The 10431-nt window shown below is 52.0% G+C and carries 6 protein-coding genes and 1 tRNA gene; 3 read left to right on the top strand and 4 right to left on the bottom strand.

Translation table 11 applies throughout. The features are described 5' to 3' along the window. Window positions 1-375: 375 nt before the first annotated feature. Entirely contained in the window at window positions 376-3930 is a 3555-nt protein-coding gene (locus tag IPH59_08525; protein MBK7091751.1) for a M4 family metallopeptidase, read from the top strand. Window positions 3931-4323: 393 nt separating this feature from the next. Here IPH59_08525 and IPH59_08530 read toward each other — a convergent pair whose 3' ends face one another. The 4 genes from IPH59_08530 to IPH59_08545 form a co-directional block, all read right to left on the bottom strand. Beyond that, a complete protein-coding gene (locus IPH59_08530) occupies window positions 4324-6309 on the bottom strand; it encodes a PAS domain S-box protein (protein MBK7091752.1) in 1986 nt (661 codons plus the stop codon). Window positions 6310-6331: 22 nt separating this feature from the next. Beyond that, window positions 6332-7144 (bottom strand): PAS domain-containing protein, encoded by an 813-nt coding sequence (locus IPH59_08535; protein MBK7091753.1) that lies wholly within the window; start codon window positions 7142-7144, stop codon window positions 6332-6334. Between the two features lie 190 nt (window positions 7145-7334). After that, window positions 7335-7411, bottom strand: a tRNA-His gene (locus IPH59_08540). A 61-nt stretch (window positions 7412-7472) separates the two neighbouring features. Continuing rightward, window positions 7473-8120, bottom strand: coding sequence for a queuosine precursor transporter (locus IPH59_08545; protein ID MBK7091754.1), 648 nt, complete (start codon window positions 8118-8120; stop codon window positions 7473-7475). A gap of 279 nt (window positions 8121-8399) precedes the next feature. On the opposite strand from IPH59_08545, the gene IPH59_08550 reads away from it, so the two are divergent. After that, complete coding sequence (locus IPH59_08550; protein ID MBK7091755.1) at window positions 8400-8699, top strand: hypothetical protein; 300 nt, start codon at window positions 8400-8402, stop codon at window positions 8697-8699. 8 nt (window positions 8700-8707) lie between these two features. Next, on the top strand, window positions 8708-10309 hold the full coding sequence (locus tag IPH59_08555) for an agmatine deiminase family protein (protein ID MBK7091756.1): 1602 nt from the start codon (window positions 8708-8710) through the stop codon (window positions 10307-10309). The last annotated feature ends 122 nt before the right edge of the window (window positions 10310-10431 follow it).

Genomic DNA, 10431 nt, shown 5'->3' on the forward strand with positions numbered 1-10431 from the left:
TCCCATTGCTAAAATTGGATTGTGGCACATCTGACCGATCGGAGGACAATATCCGAAGCAACCGACCGGGCGCATTCTGCTTATACCGACAATAACTTCGACTACCTTCAAAAGCAAGGTTAAAACTTCGACCGACTTTGTCTATGCAACACCAGCTCACACGCCTAACCACCGCTCCCGCAATTCCTTGTTGCACTTAAGACACAGACAATTTTACACCTGATTGTAGGCTCAAGGCGCAGCCCAAAAACAATTGACTAATTAATAAAATGCCTTATATACAAAGAGGTCTTAAACCTATACTACCGAGCAACAATGGTGTCTTTTGGCATCAAGAATTTCTGCGCCACGCACATGTGCCGATTGGAGGAGAGCATGTTTATTGGACGTTTTTGCTCGTCACTTCTGATTTCATTCGCTTTGGCATTTTCTGCCACTGCTTCAGGAGCTTCTGACGACGCGAAATTTGGCCCCAACCTTCTTAAAACCGACAAGAATGTTGAACTCTATCATCAAAATGAGCGGGGCGTTCCGACTTATGTCAAAGGTGATCTGTCGAGCCCTGTGGCTCGCGGTGCCGAACTATCCACTGCCATCCAGTTTCTCGAGAAACATCGTGGCGCTTTTAGAATCGAAAATCCTGCGCAAGAAATAGTGCTTCTCCGGGAAGACACCGATCTCACCGGCATGCGCCATCTGCGCCTTGATCAATACTATCGCGGTCTCAAAGTCATCGGTGGGGAAATGGTCGCCCATTTCACCGCTAACGGCGTTATGCGTTCTCTCAACGGACACACCGAGGCTGACCTCAATCTTGATGTCACACCCGCCATTGCTGCCAATGCGGCAACTGATTTCGCTATTCAGGATCTGAAATCATTTTTCGGTGCAGGCAATCCTGCTGAACCGGAACTGGTAATCTTCCCCTGGGAGGGAACAACCTACCTTTGCTATCGTCTGTTCATCTATTCCGATACTCCGATGGGCCGCTGGGAATATTTCGTCGATGCCAAGACCGGCGCCGTCGTCTTCAAAGCTAACCGCATCATGGATGTCGATGCCGTTGGCACCGGCGTCAATGTTATGGGTCAGCCTCGCAACCACCTTGATGTTGACTTCACTGGCTCAACTTACCAAATGCGCAACAACACGCGCCAAACCGCCAATGACCCACACGGCCATGATGGCCAAATGCCGGCTGGCAACTACCTACAAACCAATATCGCATCGTCAACGCTGCCCGGCGCAATCGCCACCGATGCCGACAACATTTGGAATGCCGGTGGTTCGCAAGCAGCCGCTGTCGACGGTCACGTCTACTCGGCTCTCGTTTACGATTGGTGGCTCCACAACTTCGGCCGCAACAGCTACACCAATACCGGTACATCAATGTTGACAATCGTCAACTACTCAGGCGAGGGAAATAACAACGCCTATTGGGACGGCAGCCGTATCGTCGTCTGGTCCGCTGGATCAGGCTGGCGTTCGCTTGCCGGTTGCCCCGACGTGATCGCTCACGAGTGGGGTCATGCCTTTACGGAAAACGGCTCTAACCTCGTTTATCAAAAAGAATCCGGCGCACTCAACGAGTCATTCTCCGACATGATGGGTGCCGCCTTTGAATTTGAATTCGATAGTCTTGATACTCCCGATTGGTTGATGGGCGAAAACGGCCAGACCTCTGGCGCCGGTTTCCGCTCCATGTCGAACCCGCCTCAATACGGCGACCCCGAATACTATGGCACATCCGACCCGAACTGGATCGATGTCAATGGTTGTACGCCCAGTCAGTTCAATGACTATTGCGGTGTGCATACCAACTCCGGCGTTGGCAACAAGTGGTACTACTTGCTCTCCGACGGCGGCACATTCCATAGCATCACAGTCTCAGGAATTGGCTACGACGCTGCTATCAAAGTCGCCGCTCGCGCCAATCTGTTCTATTGGACCTCTGGAATCACCTATTACAACGCAGCCCTGGCGACCGTCACCGCTGCTGAAGACCTCGACTCAACCGGTGCCTGGGCAACTCAAGTTGCCAAAGCTTGGAACGCTGTCGGCGTCTTGATTCCTTTGGCATCGCTCAACTTTGCCTATCCCAACGGAGTTCCTGACCTCATCGAACCGAATGCCCCGACTTCATTTGAAATTCAAGTCTCCGGTGCGCTTGGCGGTATCTTGGTTCCTAACACCGTCAAGTTAGTGTATCGCGTGGACGGCGGGTTCTGGACGGAAGTTGCAACTACCCAAGTCTCAGCCGGTCTCTACGAAGCTACTATTCCGGGCGCAAGCTGTCTCAGCGTTGTCGATTTTTACATCTCCGCTCAGGAACAGTCTAACGGCGTCTTCAGCAATCCCTCGCCTTCATCACCGTTCTCGGCGATTGTCGCTACCGGCTCAACCGTCCCATTTGCGGACAACTTTGAAACTAACTTGGGCTGGACAGTCTCCAGTACCGCAACCGCCGGCATCTGGAACCGTGGTATCCCGCTTGGTGGCGGAGATCGCGGTGACCCGCCGACCGATTATGATGGCTCTGGCCAATGCTTCGTCACCGATCGCAATAGCGGCGACACCGACGTCGATGGCGGCACCACCTCGTTGACCACTCCGGTGTTCGACCTTTCCGCCGGCGATGCTCGCATCAGCTACGCTCGCTGGTATTCGAACAACTTCGGCGCCGACCCGAACAACGATGTCTTCACCGTTTATATTTCCAACAACAACGGCGGCAGCTGGACCTTGGTCGAAACCGTTGGACCGATTAACGAAGCCGCTGGAGGATGGGTTGAACATTCCTTCATGGCCAGTCAATTCGTCGCGCCGACCGCACAGATGAAAATGCGCTTCGATGCCGCCGATCTAAACAGCGGCTCAGTCGTCGAAGCTGCCATTGACGCGTTTGCCGTCAATCAGTATGAATGTGCTTCAACAGCCCTGCAAATCACGTCGTCATCGCTCCCGAATTGGACGGCTGGCACCGCATATTCTCAGCAACTTGAAGCTATCAACGCAGTAGGCGTACTCAATTGGACTGACGGTAACGGCGGCTTAAGCGGTACCGGACTTTCGCTTTCATCAGCCGGTGTTGTCACCGGTACTCCGATCTTCGCTGGACCGATCAGCTTTATCGCGCAAGTGACTGACGAAGCCTCCGCCTTTGACAACCAAAGCATCAGCTTCACTGTCAATCCGGCACTCAATATCACGACCTCCGTATTGCCACAGTGGACAGTCGGACGTCCGTATTCTCAGACGCTGTTGGTTACCGGAGGAACTGGTGCGGCAGGCTGGACCGACAAGAACTCAAATCTCGTCGGTAGTGGCCTTACGCTCTCCTCTACGGGACTTCTTTCTGGAACGCCGACCATCAGCGGGCTTCTCAACTTCACGGCACGTGTCGTCGACCAAGTCGGCGCATTTGCCGAGAAACCGTTCTCGGTTCAGCTGAATCCGGCTGTGGCGATCGTAACAACGTCATTGCCGACCGCTGTACAAAACGAAGCCTATTCCCAGCAGCTCACAGCTCAGGATGGCACCGGCGCCAAGACTTGGAGTGATCTCAACAACAATCTTAGTGGATCAGGTTTGACGCTCTCTGCCGCGGGACTGCTCTCCGGCACGCCGAATACGATCACAACCCTGAACTTCACGGCTCGCGTCGTCGACGCTACCGGCAGCACCGATGATCAGGCACTCAGCCTGGTTGTTGCGGCGCCTTACGTCTGCGGCGATGCCGATGGCAGTGACGAAGTCACCATTTCCGATGCTGTTTTCTTGATTAACTATGTCTTTGGTGGCGGCCCGGCTCCGGATCCGCTTTTGGCGGCTGATGCTGATTGTAGCTTATCCGTCAATATTTCTGATGCCGTTCTCTTGATTAGTTTCATCTTCGGTGGCGGTCCTGCACCGTGCGCCTCTTGTAACTAATCCCACAATTCGCCCCTAAAATCAACGCCCGCTTTGGAGGTCAACTCCGAAGCGGGCGTTTTCTTGGCCGCATCAAGATTCTTATAGCGACCAGTGAAGGCTTGGACTCCACTGGCCGCTGTGCCCCCCGCTCACATCATCTTCGCCCTCAACTCAAGGTTCCCCTTTTCGCGGTCTACCTGTCGAAGTGAACGGCAAAGTATGATGCAGAAGGGCCTACCCATCAGGCAGACAGGCTCGAAAGCCTGTGCTCCCTCTCAGACACACGGAATCGTAATTTTCCGATTGCAATATCTCCACCGCTAACAAAATGTCGCATTGATCGCAATATGTCAACATTCCCATCTACGACTTAAACAGGCAAGTACTACGTAAAGGATGTACGTATTGGAACTATAGGGCTTTTAGGAAGGTAGCTAAGTTTATGTCCTGATTGGCGATACCAAGTTTGGTCCTGATCCGCTGCCGAAACTTCTCGACCGTCCGAAGCGATACTCCCAGCTCGTCGGCGATCTCTTTAGACTGAAGCCCGCCCTTGATCATATTGCAGATCTCTATTTCGCGTGGGGTCAGACTAGCCGATTTCTGATGCAGATTGCTCGCAAATGAAGACGTCAATTCCAGAACCAATGACTCAAGCTGATTTGCATAGACTCGGTCCTTTTCGGACGCACCCCTTCGAAATCTCTCGATTACCGGAATGATCAGCTTTTCGACGTTGCTGTTAACGTGCGATTTGACCTCATTTGCTTCCTGTTGAATCTGGGAGAGAATAACCTTCAGCGCGATATTCTTGTCCTTTAACTCGAGATGTTCCAATCGCAGCCTCTCGTTGGCTTCCTGAATCTCTTTCTCCAGCTTCTTTCTCTCGGTGACATTGCGGACAATCACCAGACACTCGTCGTCGCCGCACCGCACGTAACGGGCTTCGAAATCAGTCAGTACACCCTGCAGGTCAAGCGTGTACTCAACCCTCTCGCTCTTGCCGCTGTCAACTACCCTCTGCAACATCGCCATGAGCGTAGTCGCAAGTTGCTCTGGTATGGCGTCTCTTAGGTGTGAACCAACCACTCTATCCGGCGGTACCAGAAGTTCATCTGCGTAACCGCCGGTAAACTCCCGGTAATAACCATCTCGACCAATGACAAAGATCAAGTCGGGCATTCCCTTGAGAATCGCCGCATTACGTGCCTGACTCTCCGCCAATGAATCGCGCATTCGATTCCGCTCCGTGATATCACGTGCAACCGCATAAATTCTCTTACCTTCCGGCTTAGATCTCCACTCGACCCACCGATACGATCCGTCCTTGCAGCGATAGCGGTTCTCAAAACTCAAGACCTCCTGTTGTGCCGCGAGTCGTGACATTACTTCGAGCGTTCTCTCCAAATCGTCAGGGTGAATCAGGTCCAAAAATGATTTGCCTTCGAGGTCCGTTATCGAATACCCCAGTACCCGTTCCCATTCAGGGTTAAGTCTGACAAACTCCCCCTGCGTCGTTGCAATGCACAGCAAGTCCATACTCGAAGCAAAGTATCGATCCAACTCTTCGTTTTTCCTCGCTAACGACTCCTCGATCTGCCGCAGTTGCGTAATATCAACATTGCAGCCAACCCAGCGGCAGGACTTACCGGTCGCGTCCTTGAATATTCCGCCCCTCGTCATGATCCGTCGCCAACTACCGTCTTTGTGACGCAAGCGATGCTCAATCGAATACTGCTCGGTTTTTCCTGCAAGATGTTCTGCCATCGCTTTTTCGATCTTGTCCACATCATCTGGATGCCACAACCGCTTCCAAGCCATGAACGTGTTTTCCACCTCGTCCTCTGCGTAACCAAGCATCGATTTCCATTCGGGTGCATAATAGACCCGGTCATTTATCATGTCCCAGTCCCATAGCCCCGCGCCGGTGCCTTTCAGCGCCAAGCTCATGCGCATCTCGCTCTCGCGCAGTCGTTCTTCTGTACGCTTTAACTCGGTGATATCTGTTCCCATGGCAATCGCCATCAGCTCGCCGGTATCTTCAAACACAAATGAAGAATTTGACCAGTGTATGATCCGCGTCTCGCCCGACTTGGTGATTATCGGTCCTTCGTATCGGTCGTGTGGATGCTTCCTGACCCAGTCGCCAAACTCCATTAGCCCTGCATGCCGAAACTCCTCAGGCAGAAAAACCTCAGGCCACGACTTGCCAACAACCTCGTCAAACTTGTAGCCGGTTACCTTCTCACACTCTGCATTGAAAACCGTAATCCGTGCCTGCGAATCAAGACAAATGATTAGCGTATTTGCTGTTTGTAGAATCGAATTGGAGAAGTTCCGCTCGCGCTGAAGTTGATTCGTCGCCCTCACGCGATCATCAATATCAGTAGATTCCAACAGCGCTGAATTGCAGCTTCCGTCAAGACTTATTATTGGCTGTAAAGAAGTTATATACCACTTCGGCTTTCCATTGATGAACTGTCAGAGCCTCGCGCGACACACCTTGTCGATTGGCAATTACCATCTGTACTGCCGCCAACTGCCGCGCCGCGATCTCTGGCGGAAACAAATCGGTCATGTGCTTGCCAATGTACTGCTCTGGCGCGCCTCCCAAGTCGCGCGCCGCAATCGGATTCAAAAACAGGAAGTAACCTTCATTGTTTATCGAATAAATCGGATTCCGCGCATTTTCAACGAGCACCCGATAGCGTTCTTCGCTCTCTCGAAGCGAGTTCTCCGCTGCCCGTCTTACATCAATTTCCTCGATCAATATCTCACGCGCCCGGTCGTGCGCTGAGGTCTCCCGCCAGAATTTTTGCTTAAGGGTATTGATCGCCTTTTCCTGTTCGTGCCTCATATTCTGCAAATCAGTTACATCGCGGCAGATGTAAAGCACAGCAACTATCTCATCTCCCTGTTTCAAAGGCGACAGGGTAACTGACCACCACTGTTCTGCGAAACTCGGGTCTGACCGTTTTACCTCAGTTCGCTCTTCACAGCCGGTATCATAAACCCGGTGAATCTTCTCGCAAAGCTGCACATGAAATTCAGTCGCAGTAAACTCGTAGACTGAGCGGCCAATCACTTGATCCATCTCAACACCGTCAGCTACCCTGTTGATGAACAGAATCTGCCCCGACCGATCAACAATGAGATAGATATCGGGGAGTGTTCTGATGAGCGCCGACCACTCGATATTGAAAACTTTTACTGGATTACGCGACTGATCCAAAGAAACACACCTCGCAAAATGAGGCTAAAACAACCCGCCTCGACTCCTGCCTGCAGATGAGTAGGGAAGGAGACTCGATTAAGAGCCGACGCAAGTCTTAACAAACTAAAATAACCGGGATTTCGATTATGTCAATGCAATCTCGCCACTAATGCAGAATCAATGCACTTGCCCTTTTGGCTCTAAAATATGGGGTGGATGATGGGATTTGAACCCACGACCCTCAGAGCCACAATCTGATGCTCTAACCAACTGAGCTACACCCACCGTGGGGATGCAATATATACGTCAGCGCCGTGGATGCAAGCCAGAAATCGCGGCAACTCCCTTAGTTCGTCTTCAGCGAAAATGGCGTGAAGTCGGTCTTGTAGTCGTAATAATCAACGTGCTCGACCTTTTTCAGGAATCCGACCACTTTGTACGTAACCGGCGTCGCTACCGCTTCCCAAATCACCTTGAGAGCGTAGTTTCCCAGCATAACGCTAATCACTTGGTCATTCGTCCAAACACCCCAAAACGCCACCGGATAGAAAATCGCGCTATCGATTGCCGTTCCTACAATCGTCGAGCCAATCGTCCTGAAAAACAACAATTTCCCCTTGGTCCATAACTTCATCTTCGCCAATACATAAGAATTGGAAAATTCGCCCACCCAATAGGCGGAAATCGAAGCCACAATGATCCGTGGTGTCGTCCCAAACACGCTCTCAAGTGCTTCCTGACCGCTCCAGCCTTCCGCAGCCGGCAAGGCCAACACCACCCAAGACATAAACGAAGCAAACGCCAACGCGCCAAATCCCGCCCATACCACCTTGCGGGCACGCGCATAGCCGTAGACCTCGGTCAGTATGTCGCCAAACAGATAACTGATAGGGAAGAACAGTATTCCGGCTCCAAACGAGTACCCCTCAAATGTCCAAATCTTTGCCGGACCGATTAAATTTGAGCACAATAACACCGTGACGAACAGTGCCATAATCAGATCGTAATATCGAAAGTGCCGATGTTGTAACTCGGTCGATTTCTGATTTGCTGGAACTTGTTTTGTCACTTCTTATTCGCTTCTCGCATAGATTCAGCCTTAGATTCAGGACTCAATTAGTCGATTTGTTCAACGCGGCACAAGGCCGTTTTGTTTCTCAATCGCATCAACTTAATAGAGCTTGACTCAACTCAAATCTGCCTTATCTTGTTTAAACATATACTCTAATCAATCCAGTCTTACTGCCGGGTTGCGACAACTATAGGGAAAATTATGAAGAAACTGCCATTGTTGCTTGCTTTCATCGTTGCGCTGTTTTGTTGGACAATCCTTACCGGCGCCGACTCTGCCAAAACCGATAACAGACCAATCTCTTCACAGCCGACCTACGCTTGGGAAGAAGACAACTACCTCCCGATCGGCCTTACCGACGAAGAAAAGACCCGTCTCCACGAAATCGGTATGAACTATCAACGCACTGCTCCTCCTCCCGGAGTAATGCGTGCCAGCGCCGAATGGGAGCAATGCGAACGCGTCATCATTCGCTGGCCCCTTGGTCTTCCAGTTAACTGATCGCAGAAATGTCGCAGGATATCAAAGTCGTCACCCTTGTCGCAAATGCTTCGGCGCAAAGCTCGGCAACCACCACCTATCTATCCGGTGGCGTCAACATGGCAAACGTCGAATTCGTCACAGCCGCTACTAACTCCATCTGGACCCGTGATTACGGTCCCTGGACGATCTTCGATTCTTCCGGCAATATCGGCTTTGTCGACAACCAGTATAATCGCCCGCGCCCGCAAGATGACGTCGTGCCGCAAATTCTCGGCTCCGCTTGGTCGATCCCAGTCTATGCCTTGCCGGTCATTCATACCGGCGGAAATCACATGACCAATGGCAATGGCAGATCAATGTCCGAACGTCTCGTTTATGATGAGAATCCTTCACTCACTCAATTGCAGATTCAAAATTACTTTCAGCAGTATCTTGGCAACGCCTATACCGTGCTCGAATACGTCGATCCCTCGGGAATTCACCACATCGATTGCTTTGCGAAATTCCTCGGTCCTAATAAGATCTTAGTCGAGACTGTCCCCGTCAGTGATCCCGGCTATGCCACTCACAATGCCCGCATCGCCCAGTTGGAGGCTATGATCGGGCCGTGGGGAAGACCATACGATATCGTCAAGGTCTATTGCCCAGCAGGCACCGCTTACACCAACTCGCTAATCCTCAACAACAAAGTATTGGTCCCGACCTTCAGCAATACTTGGGATGATTCCGCACTCGAAGTCTATCGCGACGCTATGCCCGGCTACGAAGTCCTCGGCTTCACCGGTTCTTGGCTCTCCGATGACGCTATCCATTGCCGCGCTCGCGGAATTCATGACCGCCGTGCCGTCTACATCAGCCATCTGCCGTTGCCCGATTCAGCCGGAACTCAGGACCCGTATCCGATCACGGCATTCATCTATGCCCATTCCGATGGCGACCTCATTTCCGATTCGTTGAAAATTTACTACAGCGTCAACAACGGACCGTTCTTATCATCACAGCTCTTTGCAACCGCTCACCCCGATTCCTTTGCCGGTGCGATTCCAGCTCAAGTCTCAGGAAGCACCGTTCGCTATTTCCTCAGCGCCGCTGATGATTCCGGCAAGATGGCGACCGACCCGATTATCGGCGCAGACTGGGCATATTCCTTCGTGGTCCAGGATGTCAACATCGCGCCGACCATCACATCGCCTGACTCATTCCTTGTTCGCGCTGGTTCGGTGTTCACGTACACACCGACATTCACCGACCCCGATGACATCGTCCATACCATTACATATCTGAATCTTCCCGTCTGGTTGACCGAAACCAATGATACCGTTTCCGGCACGACTCCGGCATCGGTCTTCAATATCACCTTCGATGTTTCTGTCAACGATGGCTCAGCGACAGCAAACCAGTCCGTTCAAGTTGTCAGCTATGTCTGCGGCGATGCCGATGGCAACGGCAGCGTGACGATTTCCGATGCTGTCTACTTGATCGCTTACATCTTCTCTGGTGGACCCGCCCCAGCTCTTGAAGAGCAGGGCGATGGCGACTGCAGCGGCGGCATCTCGATCTCTGACGCCGTCCTCTTGATCGCTTACATCTTCTCAGGAGGCCCGGCACCCTGTTCCAGCTGCCCCTGATGTAGTTGAGACCATCAGCCCAGATCGACCGCTGATTAAGCAAGCAGATTAAGCCCGCCGGCAAATCAGCTATAACCCCGGTAGGTCAGACATTCCTGTCTGACACTCCAATTGAATCCGCG

This window comes from bacterium, assembly GCA_016708315.1.
Lineage (GTDB): Bacteria > Zixibacteria > MSB-5A5 > CAIYYT01 > CAIYYT01 > JADJGC01.